Annotated in this window: 14 protein-coding genes; 11 read left to right on the top strand and 3 right to left on the bottom strand. The window is 47.6% G+C overall.

Going from position 1 to position 14,897, the window contains the following annotated elements; all coding sequences use genetic code 11:
* The first annotated feature begins 72 nt into the window (after window positions 1-72).
* From nikA to MKY35_RS25400, 9 genes are all read left to right on the top strand, one after another.
* Window positions 73-1,698, top strand: coding sequence for a nickel ABC transporter substrate-binding protein (gene nikA / locus MKY35_RS25440; protein WP_342445156.1), 1,626 nt, complete (start codon window positions 73-75; stop codon window positions 1,696-1,698).
* Between the two features lie 46 nt (window positions 1,699-1,744).
* On the top strand, window positions 1,745-2,689 hold the full coding sequence (gene nikB, locus MKY35_RS25435; RefSeq protein ID WP_342445155.1) for a nickel ABC transporter permease subunit NikB: 945 nt from the start codon (window positions 1,745-1,747) through the stop codon (window positions 2,687-2,689).
* Window positions 2,689-3,519, top strand: a complete 831-nt coding sequence (gene nikC, locus MKY35_RS25430) for a nickel ABC transporter permease subunit NikC (RefSeq protein ID WP_080658671.1) — start codon at window positions 2,689-2,691, stop codon at window positions 3,517-3,519. Before nikB ends, nikC begins: the two co-directional genes overlap by 1 nt.
* Window positions 3,520-3,539: 20 nt before the next feature.
* Entirely contained in the window at window positions 3,540-4,364 is an 825-nt protein-coding gene (locus MKY35_RS25425) for an ABC transporter ATP-binding protein (RefSeq protein WP_340957412.1), read from the top strand.
* Between the two features lie 38 nt (window positions 4,365-4,402).
* Window positions 4,403-5,212, top strand: coding sequence for a nickel import ATP-binding protein NikE (gene nikE, locus MKY35_RS25420; RefSeq protein ID WP_342445154.1), 810 nt, complete (start codon window positions 4,403-4,405; stop codon window positions 5,210-5,212).
* A 143-nt stretch (window positions 5,213-5,355) separates the two neighbouring features.
* Window positions 5,356-6,165, top strand: coding sequence for a transporter substrate-binding domain-containing protein (locus MKY35_RS25415; protein WP_165145665.1), 810 nt, complete (start codon window positions 5,356-5,358; stop codon window positions 6,163-6,165).
* A 30-nt stretch (window positions 6,166-6,195) separates the two neighbouring features.
* On the top strand, window positions 6,196-6,912 hold the full coding sequence (locus MKY35_RS25410; RefSeq protein WP_013312615.1) for an amino acid ABC transporter permease: 717 nt from the start codon (window positions 6,196-6,198) through the stop codon (window positions 6,910-6,912).
* 4 nt (window positions 6,913-6,916) lie between these two features.
* On the top strand, window positions 6,917-7,684 hold the full coding sequence (locus MKY35_RS25405; RefSeq protein WP_029518797.1) for an amino acid ABC transporter ATP-binding protein: 768 nt from the start codon (window positions 6,917-6,919) through the stop codon (window positions 7,682-7,684).
* Between the two features lie 230 nt (window positions 7,685-7,914).
* A complete protein-coding gene (locus MKY35_RS25400; protein WP_165145671.1) occupies window positions 7,915-8,931 on the top strand; it encodes an asparaginase in 1,017 nt (338 codons plus the stop codon).
* Between the two features lie 42 nt (window positions 8,932-8,973).
* On the opposite strand, the gene MKY35_RS25395 is transcribed toward MKY35_RS25400, so the two are convergent.
* Entirely contained in the window at window positions 8,974-9,921 is a 948-nt protein-coding gene (locus MKY35_RS25395; RefSeq protein WP_342445153.1) for a Gfo/Idh/MocA family oxidoreductase, read from the bottom strand.
* Between the two features lie 112 nt (window positions 9,922-10,033).
* Here MKY35_RS25395 and MKY35_RS25390 point away from each other — a divergent pair, with 112 nt between their 5' ends.
* The gene (locus MKY35_RS25390; RefSeq protein ID WP_342445152.1) at window positions 10,034-10,993 is read left to right on the top strand and encodes a WYL domain-containing protein; all 960 of its coding nucleotides are present in this window, start codon (window positions 10,034-10,036) and stop codon (window positions 10,991-10,993) included.
* Window positions 10,994-11,035: 42 nt separating this feature from the next.
* Here the strand turns inward: MKY35_RS25390 and MKY35_RS25385 are convergent, their stop codons facing one another.
* Window positions 11,036-11,281 (bottom strand): hypothetical protein, encoded by a 246-nt coding sequence (locus MKY35_RS25385; RefSeq protein WP_069012262.1) that lies wholly within the window; start codon window positions 11,279-11,281, stop codon window positions 11,036-11,038.
* 213 nt (window positions 11,282-11,494) lie between these two features.
* Between MKY35_RS25385 and MKY35_RS25380 the strand changes: the two genes are divergently transcribed.
* Complete coding sequence (locus MKY35_RS25380) at window positions 11,495-12,895, top strand: transcriptional regulator (RefSeq protein ID WP_069012261.1); 1,401 nt, start codon at window positions 11,495-11,497, stop codon at window positions 12,893-12,895.
* Window positions 12,896-13,104: 209 nt separating this feature from the next.
* Here MKY35_RS25380 and MKY35_RS25375 read toward each other — a convergent pair whose 3' ends face one another.
* On the bottom strand, window positions 13,105-14,841 hold the full coding sequence (locus tag MKY35_RS25375) for an ABC transporter substrate-binding protein (protein WP_342445151.1): 1,737 nt from the start codon (window positions 14,839-14,841) through the stop codon (window positions 13,105-13,107).
* Window positions 14,842-14,897 lie beyond the last annotated feature (56 nt).

The following is a 14,897-nucleotide window of genomic DNA, read 5'->3' as shown; positions in this document are numbered from 1 at the left end:
TGAGCGTGATACCTATTCTAGATATGATTATGATAATCATTATCACATATATAGAAAAGGGGAAATACATTGATGTCCGTTCGACACCGCAAGACTGCTACCCTTATGTTGGTGGCGCTCCTCTTATTATCCGTTGTTTTGGGCTGCGCAAAGCAGGAGAATACACCTGCATCCACCTCTACTGACGGAGCTGCCAATGAAAAGTCGATCACGCTATCGTGGCCGCGTGACATTGGTACGATGAATCCTCATGTATACAATCCTTCCCAACTTTTTGCACAATCCATGGTTTATGAGCCGTTAGTCAGCTACAAGCAAGGAGGCAAGCTGGAGCCTGCTTTGGCTGAATCCTGGACTATTTCCAAGGACGGTAAGACATATACGTTTAAGCTGCGCAAAGGTGTGAAATTTTCGGATGGGACGCTATTTAATGCGGCCATTGTCAAAAAGAACTTTGACGCTATCATGAAAAATGAGAAAACGCACAGCTGGCTTGGTATAGTAGGCGTTCTCGACAAAACTGAAGCTGTAGATGACAGCACTTTCCGAATGACGCTCAAAGAGCCATACTACCCAGTGCTTCAGGATTTGTCTGTCGTTCGTCCGTTCCGTTTTCTGGGTGAAGCCGGGTTCCCGGATGATGGAGATACGTCCAAAGGAATCAAGAAACCTGTAGGTACAGGACCTTGGATGCTGGATGAATACAAGCAAGATGAGTATGCAACCTTTAAGCGTAATCCGAACTATTGGGGTACTGCACCGAAGGTGGATAAAATTACGGTAAAAATCATTCCCGATGGCGAAACCCGTGTGATGGCCTTTGAAAAAGGCGACCTGGATCTGATTTATGGAGAGGGTGTCATTAGTCTGGATGCCTTCAAACAGCTTCGCGACACGAATCAGTATGTTACCACGCTGTCCGAGCCTGTCGGAACAAGAAGTCTGTTGCTCAACTCGTCCAATCCCAAGCTGGCAGACCTTCGGGTACGTCTGGCCCTCCAGCATGGCTTTAACAAGCAGGCAATGGTGGAAGGTGTGACTTCAGGGCTGGAGGAAAAAGCGGATACGGTTTTATCCAAAAACTATCCGTATACGAATGTAAACCTACAGCCTGTTGGCTATGATGTGGAAAAATCCAAAGCGTTGCTGGATGAGGCTGGCTGGAAGCTGCCCGCAGGCGGTACAGTACGGGAAAAAGACGGACAACAGCTGGATTTTGAGCTGATTTTTGATAAAACCGATCCAATTCAAAAGGCGATGGCTGAAACCATTCAGGCCGAATGGGGAGAACTGGGTGTCAAAGTGAACCTGACCGGACTGGAGCTGACGGTTCAAGTTAAGCGCCTTAGATCCAATCAGTTTGATCTGTACTTCTGGTATAACTACGGTGCGCCTTATGATCCGCATTCCTTTATTAACGTCATTGCCAAGAAGAGCTTCGGAATTTCCGAGACGCTGAGCGCCCTTCCGATGAAGAAAGATCTGGATCAGCAAGTACACGAGGCGCTCTCATCGACAGATGAAACCAAGCGCCAAGAGCTGTATGCTTCGATTCTGAAGACGCTTCAGGAGCAATCTGCCATTGTGCCTATTTCGTATATTAAGAAAACGGCAGTGTATCAGAAAAAGATTACGAACTTTGTATTCCCGGCCAACCGGGATGAAAATCCGTTTGGTGGGCTTGAAATCGGGAAGTAGTTAAAAACGAAGGGTAACGTTCGTTTACAGGATAGGAGGACAACTCATGATCAGCTATATCGGGAAGCGAATGGTAGCGGTCATTCCTATTGTTCTCTTTGCCACCCTCGTTACCTTTGCACTGATTCATATTTCACCAGTTGATCCGGCCGAGGCCTATTTGACGGCTGCTCATATTTATCCTACTCCAGAGATTCTGGAGCAGAAAAGACATGAGTTCGGGCTGGATCAGCCTTTGCTGACGCAGTATATGCATACACTTCAAAGAATCAGTCAATTGGACTTTGGTACTTCGTATCTGACCAACAAGCCGGTATGGGATGAGGTCAAAGTTCGGCTGCCCGCCACTTTTGAATTGGCTGTGAGCAGTATGGTGCTATCTATTCTAGTGAGTATCCCGTTGGGCGTGCTAGCGGCGATGCGTAAAAATGGCTGGATCGACATGCTTAGTCGAGGAATTTCATATTTTGGGGCGTCTATTCCCCAGTTCTGGCTGGGATATTTGTTAATCTTTTTTTTCTCTGTTCGATTGGATTGGCTCCCTGTAGAGGGGCGAGGAACGTGGCAGCATCTGGTGCTGCCCACGTTAACCCTGTCGCTGGTTCTGTTTGCTTTATATACGCGCCTGCTGCGTTCCAGTGTGTTGGAGCAGCTTCAGGAAACGTATGTGCAGTATGCCAGAACTAGAGGACTCCGTGAGCGGGTGATCATGCTCAAGCATGTACTGAAAATTGCCATTGCTCCACTGATTACAAGTATGGGTATGAACCTGGGCAAACTTTTGACCGGAACGATTATTGTGGAGCAGGTGTTTTCATGGCCCGGGTTTGGCCGTTATTTTGTGGAGGCGATTTTTAACCGGGATATTCCCGTCATACAATGCTATGTGTTTTTGGCGGCATGCCTGTTCATCGTATGCAATTTGCTCGTTGATCTGGTGCATTTGTATATGGACCCCCGAATTTCATCGAAGGGACGAGCAGAGCAGTGATGATAAGATTGCGTACAATGTTCAAAGGTCAAAAGGTAATCGTGGTCTGCTCTGTCGTACTGGCTGCTCTTTTTATTATTATGGCGCTAGCTCCTTGGCTGGCTCCCCATGATCCGGTTAAAGTCAGTTTACTGCACAAGCTGGAGGGACCTTCCAAAGAGTACTGGTTGGGAACCGATCATTTGGGTCGGTGCAATTTATCCCGGTTGCTGTATGGCGCACGGATTTCGCTAGGCTTTGCAACCTTAATTTTCCTGTCCTCGCTTAGCATCGGCGTTGTGGTCGGGTCGCTTGCGGGTTATGTGGGCGGCTGGGTCGATAGTGTGCTGATGCGGTTTTGTGAAGGTATTATGGCGTTTCCGAATTTGGTGCTTGTGCTGGGTATTGTCGGTATTTTTGGACCGGGCCTCATGCAGGTGCTGCTTGCATTAATGATGGTGCAGTGGGTGTATTATGCCAGAATGTGCCGCAATATGGTCGTCAGTCTGAAAGAACGGAATTTTATAGCTGCCGCAAGGATCAGCGGGTCCTCCTCAGGAGCCATTATCCGGCGGCATATTATTCCGAATGTGCTGCGGCCGATTGTGGTCATTGGTACGCTGGAAATGGGCTGGGCGATCATGGATATTTCTGCATTGTCGTTCCTCGGTTTGGGCATCCAACCGCCGACTCCCGAATGGGGAGCGATGATTCATGAGGGAACGGGATACATCCGCAGCCATCCGGAATTAATGATCTATCCGGGGGTCATGATTCTGGTGGTGGTGATGGCCTTCAATATATTGGGGGAGGCGCTGTCCGACCGATACGGAATTGCCAAACGTCAGTAAAACAGGAGTGAGTTACAACGATGGACGACAGGGCGAAGGTGCTGGAGGTCAGCGACTTACAGGTGAAGCTCAGAACCGATGCAGGGACGGTGTCTCTGCTGGAGCCAACTCATTTTGAGCTGAGAAGGGGACAAGTTCTGGGTCTTGTCGGCGAGAGTGGAAGCGGCAAAACGGTGACTTGTAAAGCGTTGCTCCAATTACTGGATCGCCAGACGATGGACGTGGAAGGTAGTGTCCGTCTGAACGGGCGTGAGCTGAACGGAATGGCGGCCGAGGAGATGCGCCGTATTCGGGGCAAGGAAATCGCGTTTATTATGCAAAATCCGATGAGCGCCTTTACGCCAGTGTATACGATCGGAGCTCAGTTTATGGAAACGGTCCGCACGCACACCGGATTAACCAAACGACAGGCCCGTGATCTTGCCATAACGGCTCTGGAGAATATGAATTTGCCCGATCCAGCCAAGCTGATGAAGCGTTATTCGTTTCAGTTGAGTGGCGGGATGCTGCAACGAGTCATGATCGCCATTTCCATGTGCCTGCGGCCAGCAGTGGTTATTGCCGATGAACCAACGACGGCGCTTGATGTGGTCAATCAGCTACAGGTACTAAGAGAGCTGGATCGCTTGCGTACGGAATACAATACGTCCATTTTGCTGATCTCGCATGATCTGGGCGTCATTTCCCAATTGGCGGATGAAGTGGCTGTCATGCAGCAGGGTCGTATTGTTGAGCAGGCTGAAGTCCATCAGCTGTTCGATCACCCGCAGGATGAATATACGAAAATGCTGCTGCATGTCAGACCCAAGTTGTCCCTTCGGGGCATGAATCAGGTAGGTGGTTAGTCGCCTGTTCGACGGTCACACTTTCAAAAGGGGAGCGAATGCGCATGCTACAAGTGAAGGAAGTAACCCATAGCTATGGAAGGCGCAAATGGCTGGGCCGCTCTGAACCACGTCCCCCTGTGTTGGCTAACGTTTCGCTTACTATAGAGAGTGGATTTTGCCTGGGCTTACTTGGAACCAGTGGAGCTGGTAAAAGCACGCTGGGCAAGGTTATTCTGGGGCTGGAGAAGCCGCAGGAGGGTCAGGTGTTGTTCCAGGAACAAGACATTTATAATGCGAGTCCCCAGGTCCGCAGGGGACTGCGACGGGATATGCAAGTCGTATTTCAGGACTGCTACTCTGCTGTAAACCCCCGAATGACCGCCGGGCAGATTATTGGGGAGCCTTTGGACAATTACGAACGGTTATCGGTGCAGGAACAAAAAAGAACGGTCGAAAGCCTGCTGGAACGGGTTGGCCTCAAGCCAGAGGATCGGATTAAATATCCGCATCAATTCAGCGGCGGACAATTGCAGCGGATCAACATCGCACGGGCGATTGCGCTTAAACCAAAGCTAATCGTGCTGGATGAGTCCGTCAGCAGTTTGGATATGGTTCACCAGATGCACATTTTATCCCTGCTGGGAGAACTGAAATCTTCGTTTGGATTGTCATATCTGTTCATCACGCATGATATTCGGGCAGCTTATGCTGTCTGCGATGGCATTGCTGTGATGGAGCAGGGGAGATTGATCGAGCGCTGTGATGAGAAGGATCAGATTTTTGACTCTGCTCATCCTGCTGTACGACGGTTGATCTCGTCCATTTTGCCAGAGCATCCAGCAGAACGTTTTCCGCTTCATGGATAACAGTGGACCCGCAAGGGTCCTTTTTTTGTGCAACATATAGCTAAATAATCAATATGAAATTTACTTGTTGTATTATTTGAATAACCCGTTATAATATAAAATCATAGTAAATTACTTGGATATTAAAAAGGGGATGTCATAATATGAAGAAATCTGCTTTGGTAGCAGCGATTGGCCTATCTCTTGTGTTATTAACGGGTGCCTTGAGTGGATGTTCCTCGAAGGATGCGGCATCGGGGGATAAGGTCATCTATGTCGGCACACAAAATGACTACCCACCGTTTGCCTTTACGAATGATAAAAATGAGCTGACCGGATACGATGTGGAAGTAGTCAAGGAGATCGACAAGAAGCTGGACGGGTATAAGATTGAATTTGTACCTTCGGGTTGGGATGCGATATTCCTTGCCCTGGATTCGAATAAAGTTCAGATGATTGCAGATGAAGTTGCCAAAAATCCTGAACGTGAGAAGAAGTATTTGTTCTCGGATGAGTCCTATTTCTCGGCTCAGTCGGTTATTATTGTGAAAAAGGGTAGAACGGATATTCATTCCCTCAAGGATTTGGAAGGCAAGAAGGTAGCAGCCTCGGTAGGCGACTCCTACACACAGTTGCTGGAACAGTATAATGCGAAGAACGGGAATAAAATTATTTTGAAATACAATGATACAGGCACTTCGTCCGATAACCTTCAAGACGTGCAAAATGGCCGAGTGGACGCTTATGTGAATGATCCGGTTATGGCGGCGGCAACGATCAAGAAGGAAGGTTTGCAGGTGGAAGCTGTGGGCGAGCCGGTGCAAAGCGATAACATCAACCTGGTGTTCAAAAAGGATAAGCAGGGCGAAGAGCTGAAAGCTAAAATCGACCCGATCATTAAAGAGTTGAAAACGGACGGAACACTGAAAAAATTGTCTGAACAGTGGACAGGTGGAGAATTTATTCCTCAGTAATAACAATGTAAAGGGTAAAGTGGGGTTCCTATGGAAAAGCTGTTTGATCTTGATTATATGCTGAAAAGCCTTCCCCAGATCGTCGAGTATCTCCCCGTGACCTTATGGATTGCGTTTGTGTCCATGCTGCTGGGTGGGATCATCGGGTTAGCTACGGCCTTAATCCGGATATACAAGGTGCCTGTCTTGGCACCGTTATCTACGTTGTATGTCTCGTACATTCGGGGAACACCGCTCATTGTGCAGCTGTTTCTTGTATATTACGGAATACCCAAGTTTCTGTATTATTTCCAGAGCGAATATGGATTCTTACAGCAGTTCAATGTCTATGTCATTCCGCCCGAACTGTTTGCGTTGCTCTCATTTTCATTGAACCTCGGGGGATACCTGTCGGAGACATTTCGGGCGGCGATTCATTCGGTCGATCGGGGACAATTTGAGGCTGCTAATTCCATCGGCATGAGCCAAACACAAATTATGCTCAAAATTGTACTGCCGCAGGCGTTGACGGTGGCTTTGCCCAATTTGGGAAACACGCTGATCAGTACAGTGAAGGATACGTCTTTTATTTTTATGATTGGTGTCGTCGATATGATGGGACAGGCTAAAATTATGGGCGCGCGGGCGCTGGCTTTTTTTGAGGTGTATGTTGCGGTGTCTCTGATTTACTGGTTGGTGTGTATTATTATTGAGCGCGGGCTTGTCGTGCTGGAGAAGCGTATTCGAATTTACGAAAGAAGTGAGTAAGGGTATGATTCAACTTCATCAAATTCATAAGCATTTTGGACAGCATCACGTGTTGAAGGGCATAGACCTGACGGTGGGCAAGGGAGAAGTCGTAGTGATCCTGGGCCCAAGCGGATCGGGGAAGTCCACGCTGCTGCGCAGCATTAATTTTTTGGAACAGCCGACCAGTGGTGTCATTGAAATTGACGGTGTAAAGGTAGACGCGGCCAAGGCGGGAAAAAAGGACATTCTCGGACTACGGATGGCAACGGCAATGGTATTTCAGCAATATCAGTTGTTTAAAAATTTGAATGCACTCCACAATGTGATGATTGGTCTGACCAGTGTGAAAAAGCTGGATCGTAAGCAGGCGAGGGAGATCAGTGAAGGCATTCTGGAAAAGGTCGGGTTAAAGGATCGTATGACTTATTATCCTGCCCAGCTTTCGGGTGGACAGCAGCAGCGAGTTGCGATTGCCCGTGCTTTGGCACTAAATCCGCAGGTGTTGTTGTTCGATGAACCGACTTCCTCACTTGATCCTGAACTGGTAGATGAAGTGCTGTCCGTGATTCAAAAGGTGGCGAGTGAAGGCAATACGATGATTATTGTCACGCATGAGCTTGGTTTTGCGAGAGATGTAGCGGATCGGGTTGTGCTGATGGAGCATGGTGTGATCGTGGAGCAGGGACCCGTGGAGCAGTTTTTCACCAATCCGAAGGAAGAACGGACACGGCAGTTTCTGGGCAAAGCGTTGGTACAGAGAGCGCCACAGGAGCAGCCTGTATCCCCATAAGAAGTACGTGGATGGCTTATAGGTATGTGCAGCGCTGTAGACTTATTGCACCTATGTAAAAAGCACGTTAGACAAGTCGCAGGAGGAAGGAAAGCCCGCGCTTGTTTGTCGTGCTTTTTTGGTCCCTCATATCTCCAATTCTTTTCCATTGCAAAGTAGCTTATCACACTTATTCATGATAAATTCTAAGAACAATACAGTGAAGATGTAATCGGGAAGGAACATTGGATATGAAAAAGGTTTTGTTCATTAATACCGGAGGGACCATTTCTTCCTCCTATCAGGAAAACGGCCTGACACCGACCCAATCGGCTGAAAATATTTTGGCGGAAATCCCGGAACTGAAGGAGATTTGCGAGATTGATGCCCATAATCTGATGAGCATTGATAGCACAAATACACAACCTGAGGATTGGGCTTCCATCGCCCGGATGGTACATCGTTCGCTCGATCAATACGACGGTATTGTCATTGCACACGGCACGGACACGATGGCTTATACAGCATCAGCCTTGAGCTTCATGTTGGGAACTGTAGACAAACCCGTCGTCGTGACAGGTTCGCAGGTTTCTATTTTGGCGGAGCACAGCGATTCCAAAAAGAATGTAATCGACTCATTCCTGACCGCATGTGGCGAGGTGGCCGGGGTTTTTGTCGTGTTTAACGGCAAAATTATCAACGGTAGCCGCAGTTCAAAAATCAGAACACGCAGCTATAATGCTTTTGAGAGTATTAACTATCCGTATATCGGACTCGTGGAGAACGGTAAGGTGATCTATACGGAGGGCGTATTTGCAAATCGCGGTACCGCTCGTCACCCATACAACGACGGGTATGCTTCGGAGGTATTTCTGCTCAGGCTGATTCCGGGTACGAATCCGGCGATCTTCGATGCCATTCAGGGCTTGGGCTATAAAGGTATCGTCATTGAGGGCTTTGGTATGGGCGGCGTTCCTTTTAAAGAAAGAAGCCTGATCAGCAAAATAGAGGAGCTGATGAAGGACGGTATGAGTATTGTCGTGACTACTCAATGTCCTTATGAGGGCGGGGATTTGACGATTTACGAAGTGGGGCAAAAGGTACTGGAGAAGGGTGTTATTCCGGGGTATGACATGACAACGGAAGCGCTGGTGACGAAAATGATGTGGGCGTTGGGGCAGACGGACGACCCGGCAGGGGTAGCCAAGATTATGGCAACGAACTACGCGGACGAAGTTTCCTTGCCTGCGGATACAGCTTCCTTATAGGAAGCTGATTTCCGTAGATGAGGATTTTGCAAAAATACCGGGTTAACGCTGGGCTTGCCCCAGTCTGCTTTTAATCTCAATAGCCACTTTCAGCGCTTGTGCAGCTGACTCCAGTGGAATCAGGCTTTCCGGATGTCCACCAAAGCATTCAAGTGCATGGTCCAAACTTTTTTCGTATGGATTGGCAGATTCGAGGTTGATTTTTTGCTGTCCTGATGCGGTATATTCATATAATGCGGTAGGTATAAGATCGTTTTCGTCGCTTTCATGAAATACCAGCTTGGCCTCTTCAAAATACGCCTCATAGGCCACTGTGAATGGGTAGCTTCCCGGCAAGTGGGATGAGGCCATGACTTCTGTGAATGTATCCCGATGCTGAAAGTAAGCCCGAATCTGTGCTTGTTCAGGATGAGTAACTTCTGTACCCCAGACTGTACAAGGATCACAGGGGCCTAATAGCCAGGTCAATAAATCCAGTTCATGAATCATGAACTGAGTAGGGATGGAGCTTAGTCCAAGATCCCCCCACAGAGGAGACGTTTCTCTTTTCAAAGATAAGGAAATGAGCTTCCCGTATTTCTGTTGGCGGTATGCTTCATACAGATAGGTATAGGCGGGGTCAAACTTAATGAACTGGTTGACCAGAATCTTTTTGTCATATTGCTTCTCAGCTTGTTGCATAAGAAGAGCGTCTTCGAGATTAAAGCAAACGGGCGTTTCACAAAATACATGCTTACCGTGCTTCAGCGAATCCACCGCATATGACCTATGTAGGTGGGAAGGCAGGCATAGATCGACGATATCCACGTCTGGATCCAGCAGAATATCCTCTATATTTTGTGTGACTTCTACGTTTAGCTCCTCTTTCAGCTTTTGCAGCTTGGTTTCGTTCCTTCCAAATACCATGATTCTGTTTACCTTGGGATGGTTGTTTAACAGTGAGGCATGATACGCGCCGAATCCCGTCCCCAATATTCCAATATTCATCATCCATCACACCCCTTTACTTCTATGATACACACCTATTACTGCCAACAGGGTGTCAACAATCTTTGCATTATCTTTTCAATTCGGGTTAACCATCTATTGTGGAGGTATGATTGTGAGACTGCATCGTTTAATCGCGATTTTATTATGTATCGAATCTAGAGGGAGAATGAAAGCCAAGGAATTGGCGTTGGCACTGGAAACCTCTGTACGCTCCATCTACAGGGATATCGACCTCCTGGCTGAAGCCGGCGTTCCGATTGTTACCGCTTCCGGCCCGAAGGGCGGAATTTATTTAATGGAGGGTTATACGGCGAACCTGAAACAGTTGAATGGCGGGGATGTCATTCAGTTGTATTTAACAGGGATGGGCATTTATACAGGCGGGCCCACGGAATCGGGTTTGAAGTTAAAGAATGCTCTGCTCAAACTGGAACAGACGATGCCAGACTCGTATCAGTCCGATATTAAGAAAGCCAAAGCGCGGTTTTATTTTGATGATACGCCGTGGTGGACGGAACGTATAGCCATTCCTTGTCTTGAGTCCGTAAGAGCTGCGGTGTGGGGGTCCCATAAAATAACCATTCAATATGAGAAAGCTGACGGAATCTATTCTTCTCGTCATGTGCATCCCTATGGACTTGTGGTGAAAAAAGGAGATTGGTACCTCATTGCCTTCTGTGAAGTTGGGCAGGAGATTCGGACCTTTAAATGTGAGCGAATCAAGGAGGTTCAGCCGTCTGCGGAAGTCTTTGAGGTTCCGGTGGATTTCTCGCTGGAACATCATTGGATGAGACAAGAAACCGCGTTTAAGCAGCTTTGTGCAGAGAAAGAATACTATCCCGTTCTGATCCGAACGAATAAGAAGCAAGCGGAAATCATAGCGAAAAGGATGGAAATCATCCGGTCTGTACAGGAAGGCGCTCATTTCATTCTAACGGTCAACATGTATAGTTATGAAGCGGCCTGCCGCGATGCTATGGATTGGATTGGCAGGGTTGAAGTTGTGGAGCCTGTAATACTCCGACAGTTTGTGAAGGAAGAAATTAACCGACTCCAGAGGATATATGGATAAATTATTAAAAAAACACCTGCCTAGGGCAGATGCTTTTGCTTGTTAAGTCCAGGCCCAGAGAAATCCGTCACGATCCCAGGCGATTCTGCCACCATGAAGCTTGCGAAATGCTTTTTTGATTTCTTTTTCCAGAGATACATGACCATGCTCGCTTATAAACACATACTGCTCTCCATACTCAGAGCGTACATATGCAATTGCATCTTCTTGTTTCAGGGTGCCCACTTCACGGATCTGCGCGACCATCCATTGTGCAATTTCTTGTTCTGCTGTAGGGGTGTTGTCCATTTGTCGTATCCTTTCCTGCATACCGATTGAGTGTAGCTGCTCGGCTCACCTCCCCGTAGTATACGGCAATTCGGAGAATTATTGAACTTTTTGATATAAATTTACTGGAGCGGTTGGCTAAGTGGGCTTTCTTTTGTATAATTAAGGGAATATTCACGGGAATTTTCTTTTTTTGTATTGTAATCATGCAAGTAATCCCTGGGGGTGCCTGGTTTGAAGGAAACAACCACAATTCGCGCAGAGCTGGAACAGTACATCAGACGAGAAGGAATTACGATTAGTAAGTTTGGGGAGAACACAGGTATTAATGCAGGAACGATCAGTGCCATTATTAACGGTAATCGTCCGATTGCGATGCTGCTGTTGGATCGAATTGGTGCAGGCATGGGGCTAGAAGAAGGGAGCCTCTATGAGTTATACATTGATGAATTTATACGGAATACGGCACCGAATTGGCGACGGGTTCGTCCCTTTTTGCATCGCTGTGCAGAGCTGAACAAACTGGATTGTATTAAGCAAGTCGTGGAGTTTATGATGGACTATCTCATATACGCCCCAGCTTTGTTTGAGACAGCAGAAGAATTATTCAGTGAAGGTAAGCTTGAGGCTGCGGCAATTATTTATAAAAATGTTTCCGAAAGTGAGAAGTACCAACATTCAGAGCGTCTGGCGCTCTGCCAATACCGTTTATTTACGATTGCCGTTGGTGATGACCAGGACGAAAATTTATGGGCAGCCACACATTTCGAAAGCTTTGTGGACCGACTGGGTGAAGCAGACCAACTGGATGCCTTAAGAGACTTGGCTAATACCTATGCCTCTTTGCGGCGTTGGGATAAAGTAGAATGGTATGCTGAAAAAATGGCTCAGAAAGCCAAGGTACAATACGAGCAAAAATACGGAAATACCAGAAGACCGGAGCGTGGCAAGGAACCCAAGGGTCCTTTGTTTATGTATATTGTATATTCTTACGTGCTGCGTGCCGGGGTGTGGGATGAGCGCGGGGATTATCAGAAGGCACTGGAATTTGTATCCCTATACTCTGATTTGAGCTGGGTGCAAGAGGATACGGAAGAAGCTCGGCGTTTGAAGGCCCTTTGTAGCAACTGGGCTGAGGCCAACGGGTATTTATATCAGTTGATGTCCGGCAGTCTGGATGTGATTCCACAGTATGTAGATTATTTGGAAAAAAACGAAGGCGAAATTCTCGTGGGGTTACATAAAATTATGGTAGCGGCCAACCGTTATGATTTTAATGTAGACCATGTACTGCAACGTTTTGAAAAACAAATTGAGGCATTTGCAGATCAGCATGTCAAGGTAGGCACTTATACGGAGCAAATGTCAGCAGATCTCTATGCACGATTTTTGGCAGAGATGGCTTGTTATGATCTCAACAAACACCGTTATACCAAAGGTATGAAATTCTTGCTTGAGAGCCTTTCTTATTCCGTCGTGCTGAATGGTAATCCTGTCACCATCAAATGTGTAGGATTATTTGAAAAGTATCGGCATACTGCCACTTCTCAGGACAAAGAGGAATATAAAAACTTACTTGGAGAGGTAGAGTACATCCATGATAAAAAAGATCGTTTTTTCTCTGCTCGCATTTAATGTTTTTATCCTGTTGAATTTTTCACCCGTTACCCCTCCTATGGAAGATCCTAGCGATGTCCACAGTCATGGGTTGGGGGGATGGGCGCTTTCATCCCTTGAACCATCTACTTGAAAAGGTCTGGATTGTCGTAACCCAAAAGGTATCCTCTTGTGAAAAGAGGATACCTTTTTTTGGTCATCCGATGCGCTTGAATGGACCGCTTGGCTCAAGGCTTGGATGATGGAGGTACAGCAGGTGGAAACCAGACATGACGCAGATCCACCCAGCCCTGACTGTTAAAAGATACGCCGCGCACAGAAGGGAGATAGGCCGTCTGAACGGGTTTTTCATATAAAATATGCAGCTGGTGCTCATCCATGAGCCGAGTTTCGATATGTTCAAATTGCTGTGCCCTGACGGTATGATCGGCTTCCCGTGCAATTTCACGCAGCAGTCTTTCGATATCCACACGGCTATGCGGCTCCACATGCCCAGACACATTGAGATACAAGTCAAACAGGCGTAATTGCTCATCACGGTCACGAAAGAGAGAAAAGATGATTAAGTCTGACTCCATACGGATAGATGAGCTTTTGAATTCGTTCATAGATGCGGCCACGATGTTACAGGTATACCCACAGGATTCGAGCTGAGCCGCAACCCGGTCTGCGTCCGCTTTATACTCGGGAATGGTAGCAATTTGTAGTGCCGCCAGTGGTTCATAAGAATCGTTAGATGAATTTACTGCTGGAGGAAGGGAGCGATGATCCAGACATGCTACAATGCGGGCACGTATTTCTGGATTGCGCAGTGGTCCATCTTTGTGTGTATTACATGTGATAAATTTGCGTACCGAAGCCGCCGAGTGAATCTGGCTCCATGCGGTATCCGTATCTCCCGCCGATACGGGATTATGGATAATGTGAAAAGAAGAAGCGGTGTCTTCCGTATCCGACGATTCCAGCTTAGTCGCCCACGGGAGTTGGACAATTTCCACTCGGTCCAGATGAGCCCGGCCTTGAAAATAAGGTGCGAAAGCCTCCAGTGTACACAGGCTCTCGTTCATTTCCGTGACTTTGAATGCCCCTGTACCGACAGGGTGGATGCCAAAGGCGGCTTCACCCACCTGATTAAGCTCACGCGGCACAATCGCAGCCCGGCTGGTACACAGGAAGGATAGAAATAGCTCGTTTGGCTCCTTTAGTACGAAGCGTACCATCGTCGGACTTAACGCCTGAACGTGCTGAATTTGCCGGACGATAAAATGGTAAAGTCTCCTTCCCGGGGCCCGACTCAGTCGCTCAAAGGTATAGACGACGTCTTCAGCGGTGAGTATTTTTCCGTTATGAAACAGCACTTCTTTACGCAGGAAAAAAGTCCACTGTGTACGAGTGGTGTCCACCTCCCAAGCGTGCGCCAATCCTGGCAAAATCTCGCCGTTTTCGTTCGCCCGACGGGCCAGGCCATCAAAGACGTGGCTGGATACGAAGGACTCGGCAAGCCAGTTCAAGTACAACGGGTCAAGCGTATAAAGTTGCTGGCGAATAGGCAGACGCAGCGTGTCGATCTGCTGCTGATCACTGCGCACCTCCGCGTGGTGCCCAAAATAATTTAGCAGCCAGCCTTGCAAATGCTCTTGCATGGTGGAGGAGCGCGAATGAACTCGGATCTCATCCAGCGCGCGTTTGATATCATGGCGGTCTATGGCTTGCATCATGGATTGCACGGCAATGTCTTCCGGCTGAATAAGGAAGCGCAGACTGGAGCGGCGGCCTCTGCCTCGGCGGGGAGTCCATTGTATCCAGTCATGCTGCTCCATTTTCTGAATGATCATCAAGGCGTTGCGGTGAGTACAGTCAAAAATAGCTGCCAGCTCATCCAGCGTCGTCTCTATAGTATGGTTTTCGTCCTTGTCGTCAGCTGCGTGTGAGTGAAGTCGTAAAAATTGGGCATGGAGTTTCATTCAAGGTTGCTCCGTTTCCCCTATATTTGATTAAAAGCGTAGCCACTTTTATAAAA

It is taken from the genome of Paenibacillus sp. FSL L8-0638 (assembly GCF_038593075.1).
In the GTDB taxonomy this organism is placed as follows: domain Bacteria; phylum Bacillota; class Bacilli; order Paenibacillales; family Paenibacillaceae; genus Paenibacillus; species Paenibacillus polymyxa_D.
Note: the sequence above shows the minus strand (reverse complement) of the source record. Positions and strands in the feature narration are given on the sequence as shown.

Bases quoted from the DNA above. Each gene is read 5' to 3' on its own strand.
- nikA (WP_342445156.1), top strand. From the start codon at position 73: ATGTCCGTTCGACACCGCAAGACTGCTACCCTTATGTTGGTGGCGCTC.
- nikB (WP_342445155.1), top strand. From the start codon at position 1,745: ATGATCAGCTATATCGGGAAGCGAATGGTAGCGGTCATTCCTATTGTT.
- nikC (WP_080658671.1), top strand. From the start codon at position 2,689: ATGATAAGATTGCGTACAATGTTCAAAGGTCAAAAGGTAATCGTGGTC.
- MKY35_RS25425 (WP_340957412.1), top strand. From the start codon at position 3,540: ATGGACGACAGGGCGAAGGTGCTGGAGGTCAGCGACTTACAGGTGAAG.
- nikE (WP_342445154.1), top strand. From the start codon at position 4,403: ATGCGCATGCTACAAGTGAAGGAAGTAACCCATAGCTATGGAAGGCGC.
- MKY35_RS25415 (WP_165145665.1), top strand. From the start codon at position 5,356: ATGAAGAAATCTGCTTTGGTAGCAGCGATTGGCCTATCTCTTGTGTTA.
- MKY35_RS25410 (WP_013312615.1), top strand. From the start codon at position 6,196: ATGGAAAAGCTGTTTGATCTTGATTATATGCTGAAAAGCCTTCCCCAG.
- MKY35_RS25405 (WP_029518797.1), top strand. From the start codon at position 6,917: ATGATTCAACTTCATCAAATTCATAAGCATTTTGGACAGCATCACGTG.
- MKY35_RS25400 (WP_165145671.1), top strand. From the start codon at position 7,915: ATGAAAAAGGTTTTGTTCATTAATACCGGAGGGACCATTTCTTCCTCC.
- MKY35_RS25395 (WP_342445153.1), bottom strand. From the start codon at position 9,921: ATGATGAATATTGGAATATTGGGGACGGGATTCGGCGCGTATCATGCC.
- MKY35_RS25385 (WP_069012262.1), bottom strand. From the start codon at position 11,281: ATGGACAACACCCCTACAGCAGAACAAGAAATTGCACAATGGATGGTC.
- MKY35_RS25375 (WP_342445151.1), bottom strand. From the start codon at position 14,841: ATGAAACTCCATGCCCAATTTTTACGACTTCACTCACACGCAGCTGAC.